The sequence below is a fragment of the Pseudolactococcus reticulitermitis genome (assembly GCF_002260845.1).
Lineage (GTDB): Bacteria > Bacillota > Bacilli > Lactobacillales > Streptococcaceae > Pseudolactococcus > Pseudolactococcus reticulitermitis.
Map to the genome: position 1 here is coordinate 82,996 of NZ_BEDT01000004.1, position 17,489 is coordinate 100,484.

17 protein-coding genes are annotated in these 17,489 nt (G+C 41.6%); 16 read left to right on the top strand and 1 reads right to left on the bottom strand.

Annotated elements, in window-relative coordinates; translation table 11 throughout:
- Window positions 1-34: 34 nt before the first annotated feature.
- From RsY01_RS08010 to RsY01_RS08035, 6 genes are all read left to right on the top strand, one after another.
- Window positions 35-817, top strand: coding sequence for a WxL domain-containing protein (locus tag RsY01_RS08010; protein WP_094785037.1), 783 nt, complete (start codon window positions 35-37; stop codon window positions 815-817).
- Between the two features lie 52 nt (window positions 818-869).
- Window positions 870-1,652: a WxL domain-containing protein gene (locus RsY01_RS08015; RefSeq protein WP_094785038.1), complete on the top strand. Its 783-nt coding sequence runs from the start codon at window positions 870-872 to the stop codon at window positions 1,650-1,652.
- An 89-nt stretch (window positions 1,653-1,741) separates the two neighbouring features.
- On the top strand, window positions 1,742-2,512 hold the full coding sequence (locus tag RsY01_RS08020) for a WxL domain-containing protein (protein ID WP_157905803.1): 771 nt from the start codon (window positions 1,742-1,744) through the stop codon (window positions 2,510-2,512).
- Window positions 2,513-2,672: 160 nt separating this feature from the next.
- Complete coding sequence (locus RsY01_RS08025; protein WP_094785040.1) at window positions 2,673-3,758, top strand: WxLIP family cell surface protein; 1,086 nt, start codon at window positions 2,673-2,675, stop codon at window positions 3,756-3,758.
- Between the two features lie 35 nt (window positions 3,759-3,793).
- The gene (locus RsY01_RS08030) at window positions 3,794-4,090 is read left to right on the top strand and encodes an LPXTG cell wall anchor domain-containing protein (protein ID WP_157905804.1); all 297 of its coding nucleotides are present in this window, start codon (window positions 3,794-3,796) and stop codon (window positions 4,088-4,090) included.
- Window positions 4,080-6,629 (top strand): pectate lyase-like adhesive domain-containing protein, encoded by a 2,550-nt coding sequence (locus RsY01_RS08035; RefSeq protein WP_157905805.1) that lies wholly within the window; start codon window positions 4,080-4,082, stop codon window positions 6,627-6,629. The genes RsY01_RS08030 and RsY01_RS08035 overlap by 11 nt, the downstream gene beginning before the upstream one ends.
- A gap of 204 nt (window positions 6,630-6,833) precedes the next feature.
- On the opposite strand, the gene RsY01_RS08040 is transcribed toward RsY01_RS08035, so the two are convergent.
- Window positions 6,834-8,381 carry a phage tail tip lysozyme gene (locus RsY01_RS08040; RefSeq protein WP_094785043.1) on the bottom strand — a complete coding sequence of 516 codons (1,548 nt, stop codon included), beginning with the start codon at window positions 8,379-8,381 and terminating at the stop codon, window positions 6,834-6,836.
- A 267-nt stretch (window positions 8,382-8,648) separates the two neighbouring features.
- Here RsY01_RS08040 and RsY01_RS08045 point away from each other — a divergent pair, with 267 nt between their 5' ends.
- From RsY01_RS08045 to dnaJ, 10 genes are all read left to right on the top strand, one after another.
- A complete protein-coding gene (locus RsY01_RS08045) occupies window positions 8,649-9,530 on the top strand; it encodes a branched-chain amino acid ABC transporter permease (RefSeq protein ID WP_094785044.1) in 882 nt (293 codons plus the stop codon).
- A gap of 4 nt (window positions 9,531-9,534) precedes the next feature.
- Window positions 9,535-10,494: a branched-chain amino acid ABC transporter permease gene (locus tag RsY01_RS08050; protein ID WP_094785045.1), complete on the top strand. Its 960-nt coding sequence runs from the start codon at window positions 9,535-9,537 to the stop codon at window positions 10,492-10,494.
- Window positions 10,494-11,258: an ABC transporter ATP-binding protein gene (locus RsY01_RS08055; RefSeq protein ID WP_094785046.1), complete on the top strand. Its 765-nt coding sequence runs from the start codon at window positions 10,494-10,496 to the stop codon at window positions 11,256-11,258. Before RsY01_RS08050 ends, RsY01_RS08055 begins: the two co-directional genes overlap by 1 nt.
- On the top strand, window positions 11,258-11,968 hold the full coding sequence (locus RsY01_RS08060; RefSeq protein ID WP_094785047.1) for an ABC transporter ATP-binding protein: 711 nt from the start codon (window positions 11,258-11,260) through the stop codon (window positions 11,966-11,968). Before RsY01_RS08055 ends, RsY01_RS08060 begins: the two co-directional genes overlap by 1 nt.
- Before the next feature lie 118 nt (window positions 11,969-12,086).
- Window positions 12,087-12,746, top strand: a complete 660-nt coding sequence (locus RsY01_RS08065) for a CBS and ACT domain-containing protein (RefSeq protein ID WP_094785048.1) — start codon at window positions 12,087-12,089, stop codon at window positions 12,744-12,746.
- Between the two features lie 105 nt (window positions 12,747-12,851).
- Window positions 12,852-13,589: a lysophospholipid acyltransferase family protein gene (locus tag RsY01_RS08070; RefSeq protein ID WP_094785049.1), complete on the top strand. Its 738-nt coding sequence runs from the start codon at window positions 12,852-12,854 to the stop codon at window positions 13,587-13,589.
- 82 nt (window positions 13,590-13,671) lie between these two features.
- Window positions 13,672-14,028 carry a GntR family transcriptional regulator gene (locus RsY01_RS08075; RefSeq protein ID WP_094785050.1) on the top strand — a complete coding sequence of 119 codons (357 nt, stop codon included), beginning with the start codon at window positions 13,672-13,674 and terminating at the stop codon, window positions 14,026-14,028.
- Window positions 14,012-14,839 (top strand): ATP-binding cassette domain-containing protein, encoded by an 828-nt coding sequence (locus RsY01_RS08080; protein ID WP_094785051.1) that lies wholly within the window; start codon window positions 14,012-14,014, stop codon window positions 14,837-14,839. The genes RsY01_RS08075 and RsY01_RS08080 overlap by 17 nt, the downstream gene beginning before the upstream one ends.
- 104 nt (window positions 14,840-14,943) lie before the next feature.
- Window positions 14,944-16,152, top strand: a complete 1,209-nt coding sequence (locus tag RsY01_RS08085) for a hypothetical protein (protein ID WP_094785052.1) — start codon at window positions 14,944-14,946, stop codon at window positions 16,150-16,152.
- 113 nt (window positions 16,153-16,265) lie between these two features.
- Window positions 16,266-17,405 (top strand): molecular chaperone DnaJ, encoded by a 1,140-nt coding sequence (gene dnaJ / locus RsY01_RS08090; protein WP_094785053.1) that lies wholly within the window; start codon window positions 16,266-16,268, stop codon window positions 17,403-17,405.
- Window positions 17,406-17,489 lie beyond the last annotated feature (84 nt).

Genomic DNA, 17,489 nt, shown 5'->3' on the forward strand with positions numbered 1-17,489 from the left:
CTATCAAGATATAACTAAAAGGGGAATCCGAATTATGAAAACGATTAAATTACTTTCGGCTTTGGCGTTGACACTCGCGACAGCAACAGCAGTTTCAACAGTAGCTTCTGCAGAAACAACAAACTCATCAGTTGAATTATTAACTGATACTGGTAATGGTGCAACAATGATTCTACCAACTGACCCTGAAAAACTAGGAACTGATTTGCCAGGTACAATCTATCCAAGTGGTCAAAAACCTGACATTACTGATCCATCAGTTGTTAAAGGGAAAGAGATTGTAACGAATACGACCTATCCGAATACAGTTGTTCCAGGATATGCCGGAGATCTTTATTTCTCATTGATTCCTAAACAATTTAACTTTGGTGCGCACAAGGTTAATGCGGCAGACCAACAAAAAGGTGTGACTTACAAACAAGAATCAGCGCAGCCTTTTAGTCACGTTCAAGCAGTTGAAGTTCATGATGGACGTGTGTCTACTGGTGACGATTGGCATGTAGCAGCGGACTTGGGAGCATTACCTAATATTAAAGGTGCTACCATCACTTTTAGGAACACTAAAGTGAACACTGAGTACACGGGTGGTGCGATTAGATTAGGTAAAGATCACAATGTAACAGCCAAAACCTTCACATTAACTGAGGGTGCTGGGGCAAAAAACTTCTTGAGCGCAGGGACACAATCTAAAGGTGATAGCTCTGCTTACTGGCGTGATATTAATGATTTAGAAATCTCTATCCCTGCAGGCTCACTAAAAGTTGGTACCCATACTGCTGATGTGACGTGGACGTTAACCAACACACCAGAAGTTTAAAATTTAAAAGATTAATTCAATTAAAAATAAGAATTAGGAGAAAGAATCAAATATGAAAAAGACTAAAGTATGGAGTGCCCTAGCACTTTCAGTAGCTTTGTTGACAGCTACATCAGGTGCTGTTTCAGCTGCAGTTGTTGATGCAACAGGAAAAGCAAAAGAAACGACAGCTAACTCAGCTGGTTTTGTCACAGATAATACAACTGTCATTGATCCACAACTTCCTGGTGGGGGTGGTGTTGATACATTACCTTCTGGTCCAACTAATCCAGATACAGTAGATCCGAAAGTAAAAGCGAGTGATTTAGCATTATATGCTTATCCAACTGAATTTAACTTTGGTATCACAAAAATCTCTGCGGCTGACAAACAGAAAACCACAGTCGTATTGACCCAAAAGAAATGGGCTACGATCAATAATAATTCCGATGGCACTGATACAACAGATCCAGCAAAACTTCATCAACGGGATTTTCAAAGTCTACGGGTTCAAGATGGACGATTAAACACAAAAGATTGGACAGTTTCTGCAGAGGCAACACCTTTTACAAATGGTACAAAATCATTGACCGGTGCTAGTATTAATATTGCCAACGCAACTGAATATACATCTGATCCTAAGGGGAAAGTAGTAGCAAAGGCAAAATTCAAGATTGAAGCAGATGGTGCTACCGTGACCTCAGACATTTTGAAAGCAGATCCAGAAGCACGGTTCACATCAGATCTTAAATGGGCTACTGATAAAGTAACGCTAGAATTTCCTGGTGCTGTTATTGATACAGGTAACTATAGTTCAACGGTTACATGGACTTTGTCAGGAACACCTGATGTATAATGACTAAAATGATGTGCTTGGAGATACGCAAGTCGTCATTTTTGTCTTTTCAAGATGAACGATTTAGTTTAAGGAGTTGTAACATTAAAATGAAAAGTAAGACATTATTGTGTACGGCAATAGTTCTAATCGTTGCAATATTTCTTATTGGAACGGTTGCTTCAGCTGATACGCAAACAAGTAACGGTTTTGCATCTTTTAAAGAAGATACATCGCCTACTAATCCCAAACTGCCAGGTAAAATTGGTGGTGGGAAAAGTGATCCAGAAGCCCCAGCGGATCTTTTAAATCCAGCTAAAGGCCCCACTATTTACACGCCAATTGGCAAAAATGAACTTGGCATTGTGCAACATCCATCAATTTTTAACTTTGGCGAAACAATTCTTAGACCAGATAGCAAAAGAAAGGATTTGGTCGTTAAAGCTTTGTCTAAAAATAAAGATGGGACAGATTTTGCAGACAAATATGGAGACGGTTCATATGTGCAATATGTGACGGTCTATGATGGTCGCACAGCCTCAGATGGGTGGCAATTAAGTGCTTCGGCAACTGAGCTAACAGATGTCGCTGCTGCCTCGAAAAAATTGACAGGTGCAACAATTTCAGTCGCTAACACGATGCGTTGGAATGATGATGTGGATGCTGGAAAAGGTACCAATAAGAACCTGACAGGAGCGGATTTTACACTTACAACAGATGACACCCCTGTTATAGTTATGGGAACAACTGATGCAAAATATGAATCTGATATTGTCTTTCGTTCGGAAGATGTTGCCCTGACTATACCCAAGGCAACTATTAAAGTTGGTAACTTTTCATCAACGGTTACATGGACTTTGGTTGCAGCAGCAACACCATAATAGTAAGAGAAATGAAGGTTTTTGTCCTGTCATACTCTGTCATATAAACCTTTAGAAAATTTGTTTTAAATAATGGTAAATTTAAAAAATCGTAGTTTAGTATTAGAGTATCAAGATAATGTAAAATTTGTGAACCTTGAAAGGAAAAAACAGAACAAGTATGTTAAACAAAAAAATTAAATATCTATCAATTATTCTAATACTGACAATGCTTACGGCTAGTCAAATTTTCACGGGCGCAATTATATCGCGTGCGACAACGCAAGGTAATTACTCTATTCAAAAGATAAACCCAGAAACTGGGGAAATCAAGGAAAATGCTTCTTACTATGATTTGAAGATGGCACCCGGTGAAACCAAAACAATTGAAGCTAAAATTCTCAATAAAGGCTCTGAAGAAATTACGGTTAAAGATCAAGTTTTTTCAGCTTTTACGAATGCGAATGGTCAAATTGATTATACAAAACAGGCCGATCAGTACGATAAAAGCTTGAAAATCAAAATGAGTGACATTGCAAAAGTCAAAGCAAGTGATATTAACGCTAAAGTTCCACCAACTGGAGAAACAACCGTTAGTGTGGATATTACGGTGCCTCATGATGCGCAAACAGGCGTTATCTTAGGATCGTGGCATTTTGAAAAAGAAGATCAAGTGGCTACCGAAGGTAAAAAAGAGGGCGTTACCATTAACTCTAAGTATGCCTATGCGCTTGCAATTAAAATTACAGTAGACAAAGAAATTGAAAAACCAAATCTGAATCTTTTAAACATTTCAGTTGGCGAGGTTAACTACAGAAAAGCTTTTCTGGCAGAGTTACAAAATGATATGCCTACAATCACAGGAAAGATGACCATTGAGGCTAAAGTAACAGCTAAGGGGAAATTTGAGACACTATATGAAAATAAATTAGAAGGACTTACTTTCGCACCAAATTCTAACTATAAATTTCCAGTATTTTTAGGTACAGATCAGTTTAAAGTTGGGGAATATACGTATCGCATCAAAGCAACGACAGATGATCCAAAATGGTCAAGTAAGACTTGGGAATGGAATAAAGATTTCACTGTCTTACCAGATGAAGCTAAAAAGGGCAATTCTCAGGCGATTAATGATCCAAGACCTGAGAAAGTGCCAATGTGGGTCTACTTTGCGATTAGTGGATTAACATTATTAATTCTGTTACTTATTTTATTGTTGATCATTTTAAAGAAACGTCGTAAAAAGAAAGAAGTTGAAGAAAAATGATTGGTCTTAGAGCTAACAGAGCTAAGGAGCGTATGGTGAAAAAAATTGTTAAGTGTCTGTTATTGACGCTTATATTGGTCGTATCTACGGGGTCGCTCCATATTTCAGCTGAAACTTATGGAGAATTTCAAGTAGAAAAAGGAGCACCATCGCAGACACCGTTACCGAGTGGCGGAAGTGGTGTTGACGCCGCAAATAAACTTCCTGTGACAGGAGAACAAATAGCTACCTGGGCTATATTTGGTGGTTTGCTCCTGCTTGCTTTTGTGCTTCTCCTTCTTGCTCTGAGAAAAATAAAAGAAAGGGTGGCAGATGATGTGTTTGAAAAATAAAAAGCACTACGTCTATGTATCAATGGCTATTGCCATCGTTTTAAGTATGGTGTTAATTGAAACGAAAGCGAATGCGCTTGTTTTACCCAATGTGGGACTTGAGAAAGTTGGTATCGACCCAGATGACAAGCGTGCTGATTTTGAAGCTGCAGCAACACATCCAGATGCTGATAGGTCGTTTACTTCGATTAAGATTGAGCAACCGGACGAAATAACAAATGATGCGGCTTATAAAGCAACGGCAATAGCCAATAATACGTATCGGTTAGTTTCCTCATTGTCTGACTTTATCAGTGCTTGGCGAGATGCTGATATTACCTATATCGAAGTTGAAAAAGATTTGCCTAATACAACATTCACTAACGGTGAACGTCCAAACGGTGCGAGTGTCATCGTGCAAGGTAATGGTCATACAGTCGATTTAGGAAATAATACACTAAAATTAGGTCAAATTAAATCAGAAACAACGACTACTTTCAATAACATTGAATTGAAAGAAGATCTAACGGTAGGAACTATCCAAACGGTGTCAACTTCCCTCCTTAATGCCAATAATGGGATCGGAACGAAACTGACGGTCAATCTACATGATTTTAATGTGTCTCAAAGTACAGTAGCTTCCAAAACTAAGGGGCCAATCAATGTTATCTATGGTATTGGCGCAAGAGTTGTTTTGTCTGGTGAGAATACCTTTAAGATTGCAGGGTCAATTACACATAAAGCCGGCAGCGTTGAAGTTGCCAATAATGCAGTTGTGAAACTAGAGCGTAATCCTTCTGATTTGTTTATAGCGGAGTTCAATTTTGATAAATTACCATCGGGTAGCGTGAGTAAGTTTAGCGGCTTGAAGATGGGGGATGGTTCTACAAATGATGCCTCTCAGTATGCTAGCACTGGTAATGCACCAAATGCTCAACCTGTAAGTGGTAATGCAGAGATGGTTAAAACTGGAGATTATGTCACTTGGAAACTACTGAATTTTGGCTATTTTACAAGGATAGGCGGTTACGATTCTCCGGCCTTTACGTTTGGTCAAAGTAATACGATTGATATTCCCAAAACTATCAACGGGAATATGATGACGGCTGGTTATGGTAAAGATGTCGTCTTTAATGCAGGAACTACTTTAGATATTACCCAGAAACTAAGCAGCGATTACTCTCCTATTCAAAATTCGGGAGGAGCGATTAGATTTATTTCACCAAAGACTTTACACTTTGCGATAGAAACTCCAGGTAGTCTAGTTAAAGCTGGTAAAATTTATTATGCTACTAGCGGAAGTGCGATGTATATTACTAACTCCGTTATCGAAGGTTGGACAGGTACTAATGCGCGACCAAATTCACCAAATTTCAGCAGTACTTTTAGAGAGCTAAAGGTCTTGGATAATGGTGCCAGAGTTGACGGTTCTAATAGAACGGATACTAATTTATTTGGTGCTACAACACGTGAATTCCAAACAGTCGCAACAGGTGTTGGTGAGATTAAGATTAACTATATTGACCAAAATGGTAATAAAGTTGGCGATGCCAATTATCCGTTGATTGACAATGTTAATTTTGTTGGTCAGAGTTTTAACCTTGCGACCAAAGAATTCGCCATTGACAACATGCCCACAGGTTATAAATGGGCGATTGATGAGCAAGTTTATGAGAAAGCTGGCAGAGGCGATCAGGGACAACCAGGTGGGGATAACACTGACGCTGATGATAATGGTGATGGTTTCGGTCAAGCGAATTTCGCCATTGTGCCAATGCAAGGTGAAACCTACACCTATAACATTTATGTTTATAGTGAATCAAATCCCAATACCACCTATACTTATGTTGACCCGTGGACAGGCTTGTCATTTAAGTCAGATAAAGTAACGGTTGGTAGTGAGAAAGTTGGGAATTATGTGCCAGCTCATGTGGGTAATACGATTGATTGGACAAATAAACTTTATACCGAAACGAATGTCCCAACAGGTTATGTTTACGTCCCAAGTCGTCTGTTGCCACCGACTATGTCACAGCCAACAACGACAGAAGTCAAGGATGCTGTAACACCATCAAATACGATTATTTATGTCTATAATCCTAGTTATAAGGGAAGTTTGACACTTTCTGCTGTACCGAATCTTGATTTTGGTGACCAATTAATTTCACCTGAAAACAGAGGCAAACTCTACCCTGCAACTTTTTCAGATGACTTAACCGTGACTGATGACCGTAGAAATGTTAAAGATGGCTGGCATTTATCAGTTCAGCAAGCAGCACCTCTCACATCAACAGACGGTAAAACGGTGTTAAGAAACGCCATTTTCTTTCGTGAAGTAGATGGTGGCACACTAAAGCCTCTAGAAGGTGGCAGTGATCTAGCTGTTTATAACGATGTATCCCAAGCAGCTTTAGGGTTTCAAGAAATAGTTAAACCAACAAGTAGTTGGAACAAAAAAGCGGATGGTGCTGGTTTCTACCTTAAAGATAATGGTAAATTGCAGGCAGGAGATTATTCGACTGTTCTAACATGGACATTGGGAGCAGGACCAAGCCAGTAACTGATGCAACGCTGAACCTTTTAGCCGGTTTACTAAAATAAGATGAAAAAATAGCACTTTCAATCGAGTATTCAGATTGAGAGTGTTATTTGCTTAAATTTTATATACTTTGTTACTGGGTAAGAAAAGGGTAGAGAGACTGTGAGTCTCATGCTTTTTTGGGAAGCAAAAAGTCCACTCTTAAATTGAATGGGCTTTCTTGAGTTAATAATCCATGTGGATATATGATGCAGCATTTTTAGGAATGGTACGTGTACTTACTTTTCCTAGACCAGCTTCACCGTTCATTTCTTTAATTGTGACCGTATCACCAGAAACACCGGTAACAACTGCGACGTGTCCATAAGTCGCATCAGCGCCGGCACTACCTGGTGCAAAGACTGCAATTGTCAAGTTAGCAACAGGCTGGTCATCAACACGGAGACCTTCACGGCTTGCGTTTGCTGCCCAGTCTTTCGCATTGCCCCACCAGTCGCCCATGCGTGCTTTAAAGATGTCTTTGACATACCAAGTACAGTTTTCAGCAGCATAGGTATTGTTGGTCGTATAAGGACCGTCATTGACATCAATTGGGACTGCGATGACGCCATCAAAATCGACATAATCTTTGAGCAAGTCATACCATTTTTGAGCATTTGCTTCTATGGTGCTCACTTTTGTTTGAGGATCATCTAAAGCGACACCTTCGTAATAAAGTGACCAGTCTAAACTGGCTTGAGCTGGATCGGTTGCACTGCCGACGATATCTTTGACGTTAGTAAATGCACCGTTTAATTCTGTAGAAACTAAGTTGAGTTGCACATCGAGTGACAAGGCTCTATCTTCAGCTTTAGACCAACGATTACCATTGATCATGTTAGACCAACCAGACCATTGGAAGATACCGGCCACGCCGCCTGAATCATTGACCGCTTCAGGATTGAAACCTGATTCACGTTCAGCTACTGCCAAGGCGCCAGATGCCCCTTCAAGTGTGAAACCTTCTTGTCCCATCAAATGATTGGCAATATCAATGGCATTTTGCGCATTTTCTACAGATAGATTAGCTTCGCTGGCTAAGGTCTCTGCTGAGATGGTGAGGACACCCCCATTGATTGTCTGGGCAGGTTTGATGATTAGTTCTTGACCAGCAAAAATGAGTTGCGTATTTGTGAGTTTTGAATGCTTGATAATATCTTCAACGGATACCTTTTGCGCTTGGGCGATGTCCCATAAGGTATCGCCAGCCTTAACGGTATAGGTTACAGCTGGGATGATGATGGGTTCAGGGCGCTTAGCAGCAACAGCAGGTTTAATCACCAGTTCTTGACCGATATAAATGAAATCAGTGTTATTCAGCTTAGAATTTGTGATGATGTCTTCAACAGACACCTGATGTGTTTGGGCGATGTCCGACAAGGTATCGCCAGCTTTAACAGTATAAGTGACTGCAGGCTGAGCCTTAGCGGGTGCCGCGGATGTTTTAGCAGCCGCTGGTTTGACGGCAGTTGGCACAGGTTGACTGGTTTCGATGGTTTGCCCAACAGCAATTTGAGTTGGATCTGAAATGCCATTCAGTGCAGTGAGTGTTTCAACACTCGTGTTAAATTTTTGAGCGATATGCCAAAGATTATCTCCTGCCTCAACGGTATAGGTATCTGCTGAAGCTGTATTTGAAAATGCTAGAACTCCCGCTACAGTGCTAGCGCCAAGTGCTAGTTTCGCTGCGGTTTTATTATAATTATCTGTCATGGCTTGGTCGTGTTTGCCCATAGATGATGTCCCTTCTTTTGAGGTAATGGTTTATAGTCTTACTATAATACCTTATATTATATCATAGATTGTCCAAAACGAGAAATCATATATAAACTTTTGATTAAGAATCAATTAAATCACGGCTAGCAACTTGAATTTTCTGAAAATTGTGGTAAAATAAGTAAGATAATTGTCTAGTACAACGCTATACGATGCTATAATCATCAAGTAGCAACGTTGGAGATGTGACATAAACATAAATAAATATAAAAATGGAGAAAAGCAATGCAAATTATTGTCAATGGCTTGATTCTCGGGAGTGTCTACGCGCTGATTGCGCTGGGTTACACCATGGTTTACGGGATTATTAAGCTGATTAACTTTGCACACGGCGACGTCTATATGATGGGCGCTTTTATGGGCTATTATTTGATTAACAGTTTACACCTGAACTTTTTCATCGCCTTGATTTTATCAATGGCGGGTTGTGCCCTACTCGGAATGGCGATTGAATTTTTAGCCTATCGTCCGCTACGTAAATCGACTAAAGTCGCGGCGTTGATTACAGCAATTGGTGTGTCATTTTTACTTGAAAATGTCATGATTTATTTCGTAGGTTCTGCCTCTCGTCAATTTCCAAGTGCGATTAAAGTCACCAAATATGGCTTTGCGGGTATCACCATCACCAATGTTCAGCTGATGATTTTGGTGACCGCTGTAATTTTGATGGTGCTTTTGCAACTCATCGTCAAAAAAACGAAAATGGGGAAAGCCATGCGTGCGGTCTCAGTCGAGGCTGACGCGGCACGTCTGATGGGGATTAATGTTGACCGGACGATTTCATTTACCTTTGCGCTAGGTTCAGCGCTTGCGGGTGCGGCGGGTGTTTTAATTGGGCTTTACTATGGCTCGATTGACCCACTCATGGGTATGGCGCCGGGACTGAAAGCCTTTGTTGCTGCCGTTCTTGGTGGGATTGGGATTATTCCTGGTGCTGCGCTTGGTGGGATTGTCATTGGGTTGCTCGAAACAGTGGCGCAGTCCTTACCTGGTAAACTCTCATGGGTCGCAGGTTACAAGGATGCGGTGGTTTACGCTGTCCTCATTATCATTCTTTTAATCCGTCCTGCCGGCATTCTCGGCAAAAACGTGAAAGAGAAGGTGTAGGCTGATGAAAAAAAATCTCAAAACAAATGGCATCTGGCTGGCGATTATCGCTGTCATTTATGGCATTCTTTTCGGCTTGATTAGTGCGGGCATTATCAATGCCTTTGTCGCACAAATCATCACGCAAATCGGCATTAATCTCATCGTTGCCGTCGGGCTCAACCTCGTTATCGGTTTCACCGGGCAATTCTCCTTTGGTTCTGCTGGGTTTATGGCGATTGGCGCCTACACGTCAGCTATCGTCACTGCACGCATGGCACCAACTTGGGGGACGATTTTCTTGTCAATGCTGATTGGCGCACTTGTTGCTGGTGTTGTTGCAGTTATCGTTGGCTATCCAACCCTGCGTTTGAAGGGGGACTACTTGGCGATTGCGACCCTGGGTGTGTCTGAAATCATCCGTATCCTCATCATGAATGGTGGCGATTTGACCAATGGTGCAGCAGGTCTGTCCAATATTATCCTCTTTACAGACTGGGGCATGACCTTTATCTTTGCCGTTGCGATTATCGTTTTGATTCTGAACTTTATCAATTCACCGTCAGGCCGTGCCACACTTTCGGTGCGTGAAGACGAAATCGCCTCTGAATCCATGGGGGTCAATGTGACACGTGTCAAAGTCATCGCTTTCACGCTCGGTGCCATGGTCACAGCCATTGCAGGAAGTTTGTACGCAGGCTTTATCGGAACGGTCACACCGAAAGATTTCACTTGGATGAAATCTGTTGATGCTTTGATTATCGTGGTACTTGGTGGTTTAGGTTCTATCACAGGAACGATTATCGCAGCCATTATCCTAGGCTTGCTCAACATGTTCCTCCAAGATTTCGGTGCCATCCGAATGATTATCTACTCACTTGTTTTAATTCTCGTGATGATTTTCCGTCCGGGTGGTTTGCTTGGCACATGGGAATTCAAACTCTCACGTTTTTTCAATCAAAAAGAAAATAAGGAGGCTAAATAATGGCACTTCTTGAAGTTAAAAATCTCACGAAAAATTTCGGTGGCTTAACGGCAGTCGGTGATGTGAATATCGAACTCGGGGAATCAGAGCTTGTCGGTTTAATCGGGCCAAATGGTGCTGGTAAAACGACATTGTTTAACCTTTTGACCGGTGTGTATGAGCCATCAGAAGGGACGGTTAGTTTAGATGGTAAAATTCTAAACGGTATGCCGACTTACAAAATCGCAGCCGCAGGTCTATCTCGGACTTTCCAAAATATCCGCTTGTTCAAAGATTTGAGCGTGTTGGACAATGTCCTGATTGCCATGGGGACACGAAAAAAATCTAAATTAATTGAATCATTTTTGCGCTTGCCGGGCTATTATAAGCAAGAAGCAGAGATGACAAAAGAAGCGCTTGAATTGCTGGCAATTTTTGATTTGGATGTCAAACACGATAGTTTGGCGAAAAATTTACCTTACGGTGAGCAACGCCGTTTGGAAATCGTGCGTGCCCTTGCAACACAGCCTAAAATTCTATTTTTAGATGAGCCAGCAGCTGGGATGAACCCGCAGGAAACCGCGGAATTGACGGCTTTAATCAAGCAAATTCAGCAACAATTTAACATCACTATTCTCTTGATTGAGCATGATATGAGCTTGGTTATGAATGTGACCGAACGGATTTATGTGTTGGAATATGGTCGTCTGATTGCCCATGGCACGCCAGACGAAATTAAAAATAATAAGCGCGTGATTGAGGCGTATCTAGGAGGAGAAGCATAATGGCGATGTTAGAAGTTAAAAACCTTGACGTCCATTATGGTGTCATCCAAGGTGTGCGTGATGTGTCATTTGAGGTCAATCAAGGCGAAGTTGTTTCCTTGATTGGTGCCAATGGTGCTGGGAAAACCTCCATTCTTCGAACGATTTCAGGACTTGTGAGACCGTCAAATGGGACGATTACTTTCGAGGGTCAAGAGATTCAAAAAACACCTGCTCAGAAAATCGTGGCCAGTGGTCTGTCTCAAGTGCCAGAAGGTCGTCACGTTTTCCCCGGACTTTCTGTCTTGGAAAACCTTGAAATGGGTGCTTTCTTACGTAAAAATCGGGAAGAAAATGCCCAAAATCTCAAACACGTTTTCCAACGTTTTCCACGTCTGGAAGAGCGTAAAACGCAAGATGCCGCAACCCTATCAGGTGGCGAACAACAAATGCTTGCCATGGGTCGCGCCTTGATGAGCCAACCCAAACTTTTATTGCTAGATGAGCCATCAATGGGATTGGCACCGATTTTTATTCAAGAAATTTTTGAGATTATCAAAGATATCCAAAAACAAGGCACAACGGTTTTATTGATTGAGCAAAATGCCAATATGGCGCTCTCGATTGCTGACCGTGGCTATGTTTTGGAGACCGGTAAGGTCATCTTGTCTGGTACAGGTCAAGAATTGCTGGCGTCTGATGAAGTTCGTAAGGCTTATCTGGGTGGTTAATGAAAAAATAAGGCTGTTGCCTAAAAAGTACGCAGTTATGGCGTGCTTTTTTGCTAATTATCGTGGTAAAATGGAGCTAACGATAGGAACAGGACTATAAGAAAGTAGGGAAACAACTATGGCAGTAAAAGATTTTATGACTAAAAAAGTCATCTACGTCTCTCCAACGACTAAAGTAGCAAAAGCTGCGGATATCATGAAAGAGCAGGGTATTCATCGACTTCCCGTGATTGAAAATGATAAATTAGTCGGTCTGGTGACGGCTGGTACGATTGAGAAAGCGAGCCCATCTGTGGCGACATCACTATCAGTCTACGAGATGAACTATTTACTGAACAAAACGACCGTTGGTGAAGTGATGATCCGTGAAGTCTTGACGATTTCGAAATACGCCTCACTCGAAGATGCTGTCTATCGCATGCGTCAAAACAATGTCGGTGTCTTGCCGGTTGTTGACAATGATATCATCAGCGGTGTGATTACAGACAAAGATGTCTTTGGTGCTTTTTTGAAAATTGCAGGCTATGGCGAAGCGGGCGTTCGTGTGCGTCTGCTCATGCCTGATGTCATGGGCTCTTTGGCAAAAGTAGCGGATCTCTTAGCAGACAAAGCCTTGGATGTCAGAAGTATCGTTCAAATCAATGCTGAAAATAAAAAGACGGTCGTTGAAATCCAGTTGACAGGTGCACTCAGTTCAGATGAAATCGAACAAGCTCTAGTCGCAGCAGGATTTGAAGTTGACGAAATTCATGAAACGGAAAGCAAGCTGGTGAGATAAACGCTATTTAGTTAATGGCATATCATGCGCAATTTCAGATAAATATGATAAAATAGACGAATAAGTCTATTTTTTATGGCTTATAAACTAGATTAAGGAAAAAATATGTTTTACACTTACCTCAGAAATTTCGTTGCTTTCCTCTTGTGGATGCTCAATGGTAACGCTCACTATCACAATCAAGATAAAATTTTAGATCCATCTGAAAACTACATCCTCGTCGCTCCGCACAGAACGTGGTGGGATCCCGTTTACATGGCCTTTGCAACCAAGCCTAAGCAATTTATCTTTATGGCGAAAAAAGAGCTCTTCAAAAACGCCTTTTTCGGCTATTGGATTGAAAAATGTGGTGCTTTCCCCATTGACCGAGACCATCCGGGTCCTAGCACCATCAAATATCCGACAAAGGTGCTGAAAACCTCTAACCGTTCGCTGATTATGTTCCCTTCCGGCTCTCGGCATTCGACAGACGTCAAAGGTGGTGTTGCCGTCATTGCCAAAATGGCGAAAGTCCGCATTTTACCTGCTGTTTATCAAGGACCGATGAGTTTCAAGGCACTGGCGAAACGCGAGCAGGTCGACATGAATTTCGGGAAAGCGATTGACATTTCAGATATTAAGAAAATGGACGGCGCGGGGATTGCTGAAGTGGCACGTCGGATTGAAACTGAGTTTGACCGCCTGGATGCTGAATTAGAAGCGACAAAAGTTCCGCATCGCCGGATGTTCCTAGGCTATATCCCACGTTTGATATTGCTGATCCCAGCGATTATCATCACTTTACTAACCGTGCTTTTTACAATAATCGCAGCACCCATTCATAAAAAACTGAAGAAATCATGAGCAATCATGGTTTTTCTCTTGACAAAACAAAGTGTACTGTCTATAATAGTACACATGACATAACGCAAAAGAAAGGATAAGCATGAATAAATTAGCCATTTACGAACAGCTATCGCTTGAAATCAAAGGCGACATTGCGTCAGGGATTTTGCGTTCGGGTGATAAATTACCGAGTGTCCGAAAGTTTGCTTTGGAGAAGAAAATCAACCCTAATACTGCAGCTAAGGTTTATAAAAATTTAGAAAATGAAGGGGTCATTACCTCCATTCCCAGTAAGGGAAATTTTGTCAGTCAGGATGTTGAAAATCTCAAATCAATTCAGATCAATGATTTTACAAAAGAACTTAAAGACTTGCTAGAGCAAATGCGGCTGCTGTGTGTGGAGAAAAGCAGGATTTTAGAAATCGTTGAGGGGGTGTATCATGAGTTTGAAAATTGAAAATGTTAGTAAAGCAATCAATGGACAGCAGATTTTGTCGCAAGTCAATCTGGATATACAAACTGGGAGCATTGTTGGGCTAGTTGGTCGAAATGGTGCTGGCAAGACAACGCTAATGCGCCTGATTGCAAGTGAGATGCAGTCAGACACAGGGGATATCAGTCTAGATTCGGCAGATTTAAATGACATTTTTTATCTGGATACCTTAACCAACTGGATGACTGGCTACAATGCGAGCAAGGCAGCAGAGGTTTTCGAAATTTTCTACGACAAATTTGATAGACAAGTTTTTTTTGATATTTTGACCAATCAAGATTTATCAGAAACTAAAACGATTGCCTCTTTTTCAAAAGGTCAACGGGTATTGATTGAAGTAGCTGCTGGCGTGGCGAGTGGTGCGACTTATTTACTTTTCGATGAACCATTGGACGGCTTGGATGTTTTTGTGAAAGATTACTTCAAAACGCTCTTGCTAGAAGTTGTTGAACAGGGCAGAAGTGTGATGATTGCGACGCATAATTTGGCGGAATTGGATAGCCTTGCGGATCGCGTTTTCTTGATTAAAGACAGCAAAATTGTCGAGCAAGAAAAAGATAGTGATATTGTCAAAATTCAGTTTGTTTACGAGGGGGAGACACTGCCGAGCAATCTACTGGAAGTGGCGATTATCTTGGAACAGCGAGGGCGTGTTTATCTGGCGCTCGTGCCACATGATGTTTTGGACTGTATCTTTAGTGATTATTTAACCTATAAATTTGTTGAAATTCTTCAAGTGACGACTGAGGATATTTTCCGTAAAGAGCTGGGATAAAGGGAAAAGGTGTTAAACCGCGCTTAACGCCGTATGAAAATAGGCAATCACACGGTTCGGCATTGACCAGAGTTGCGGTTTATAAATGAGATTAAGGAGTTCGGATGAAAAAAGTATTTAAAGCGTATTTTAAGTTACGTAAAGGCTGGCTTATCACACTCTATGCCTTGCTTTTGTTGGGGGGGTTGGCGAGCATGGTCAATGACGGTGTCCAATGGCGTAAGTGGGAAACTGCTGTGACGCAATATACCAATGAAAAAGATTATCAAAAATTTAGGACATACTATCAAGAAAATCCTGATATGGATGTCTACGCTAACATGTTACCTGAATCAAAGCGGATGTATTTAAATTTAACACCAATTAATTCCAAATTTTATAAGGTAGATAGGATTAAGGGGCATATGATTTATGAATCGGCGCCCGCTGACTATCAAACCTTTAAAAAAGACTTGTTGCGCTATTATCCTGCGCCTAAATATCTTTATACTAGCCAAGACTATCGCAATATATCGGGTGCTGGTAGAGATGATAAGAATGTCTTTGTCAAGTTTAATCTGATTGCTTTGATGGATCTAAATATCCTGCTGATTTTTGTAGGCGCCTTTGCCTTAGCGATTGTGCTTGACCAGTCTAAAAATGTGACGGCTTTTATTGGCGCACGGATCGGTGGTATCTCTAAGGTTCATGTCGTTCAATTTATCTATTGGACAGGTATTCCTTTAGTGATGGCAAGTATTTTATCTCTGATCACACATTTGACGCGGCAATTTTTTATCCCGATTCAGTATGTGACGATATCAGGGGAGAGAATTTTGCAAGTGAGTGGCGAAAGCTTATCCGTTGCTTTAATAGCAGCGATTGGCGTTAGCCTGATCAATGCGCTGGTTGGCAAGCCTGTTTACAAGATTATGACGGGAGTCTTAGCGGTACCAGCTCTGGCAATGGGGATAGCCAATCTGCGTCAGCTGATTACTTATCGACCCATCTCGGATATTCTGGTAAAAACCCCTTCTTTTGTTTATCTGCTCGTTTTTGCTGTGATTGCCATTCCGATTATCCTTATCTTACAGAAAAGACAGTCATTAGAGCAAGATTCCTTTTATATCAAGCTTAAAGCCTTGCGTCTGCCGTTTTATATCGGCGTGGTCATCTTGACAATTCTTGATTTTGTTCTGCCTTTCTTTATGATGGGGCGCGTGATGGAAGCACCACTTGATGTGGTGATTAATCTGGTCATGATTGCTGGCGTTTTCACTGTTTTCGCAAAACTTATCCTTGATAAGGATGTTCGAGATTTCTTGAAAAATTAATAAGATTTAGCACTCTAAAAAAAGAGTGCTAATTTTTTTGTCAAAATTGGTCAAACATGGTAAAATAGATGTACACTAAAAATACTAATTAAACTAAAAGAGGTTTTACCTAAATGGATAATACAGAATACTATGATCGTCTGGGCGTCAGCAAGTCTGCCAGCCAAGACGAAATCAAAAAAGCCTATCGTAAATTGTCAAAACAGTACCATCCAGATATTAATAAAGAAGCGGGTGCTGAGGACAAATATAAGGAAATTCAAGAAGCCTATGATACGCTGGGCGATGAACAAAAACGTGCAGCCTATGACCAATATGGCGCAGCCGGTGCCAATGGTGGCTTCGGCGGCGGCGGTTTTGGAGGCTTTGATGGTTTCTCAAGCGGTGGCTTCGGCGGTTTTGACGACATCTTTTCGTCATTTTTCGGTGGTGGCGGTGGTGCGCAAAGCAATCCGACTGCCCCACGTCAAGGTCAAGATTTACAGTATCGCATGAAGTTGAAATTTGAAGAAGCGATTTTTGGCGTTGAAAAAGAAATCAAATATAATCGCGAGCAAGCCTGTCATACCTGTCATGGCAATGGTGCGAAACCGGGTACGCAGCCTGTTACTTGTGCCAAGTGTGGCGGTCGAGGTCAAGTCCAAGTCGCGCGTGACACACCACTTGGTCGTGTGATGACAACAGCGACTTGTGATGTTTGTCATGGCACTGGTAAGGAAATCAAAGAAAAATGTCCAACTTGTCATGGGGCTGGTCATGAAAAACAAGAGCATAAAGTGAAGGTCAAAGTCCCAGCAGGTGTTGAAACAGGTCAACAAATGCGCATGCAGGGCGGCGGAGATGCTGGCGTCAATCAAGGCCCTTATGGCGACCTCTACGTTGTTTTCGATGTTGCGGCATCTGACAAATTTGAACGTGATGGCTCTGAGATTTTCTATGAGATGCCCCTTGAATTTGTTCAAGCAGCCCTTGGCGATGAAGTTGAGATTCCAACCGTTCATGGCAATGTCAAGTTGAAAATCCCAGCAGGCACACAAACCGGTCAAAATTTCCGCTTGCGTGGTAAAGGTGCGCCTAAACTGCGTGGGACAGGGAATGGTGACCAACACGTCATCGTTAATATTGTCACACCTAAGAAACTCAATGACGCACAAAAAGAAGCGCTGGCAGCCTTTGCTAAAGCTAGCGGTCAAAGTGTTTCAGCTCAGAAATCAGAAGGTTTCTTTGATAAGTTGAAGAAAGAGTTTAAGTGATTGCTGATACTGATAGCGATACGGCGTAGCCGTAAACTTCTGTAGAAAATTAGGGGTTTGCCGTAAGCAAACGAAGTTTGTGCG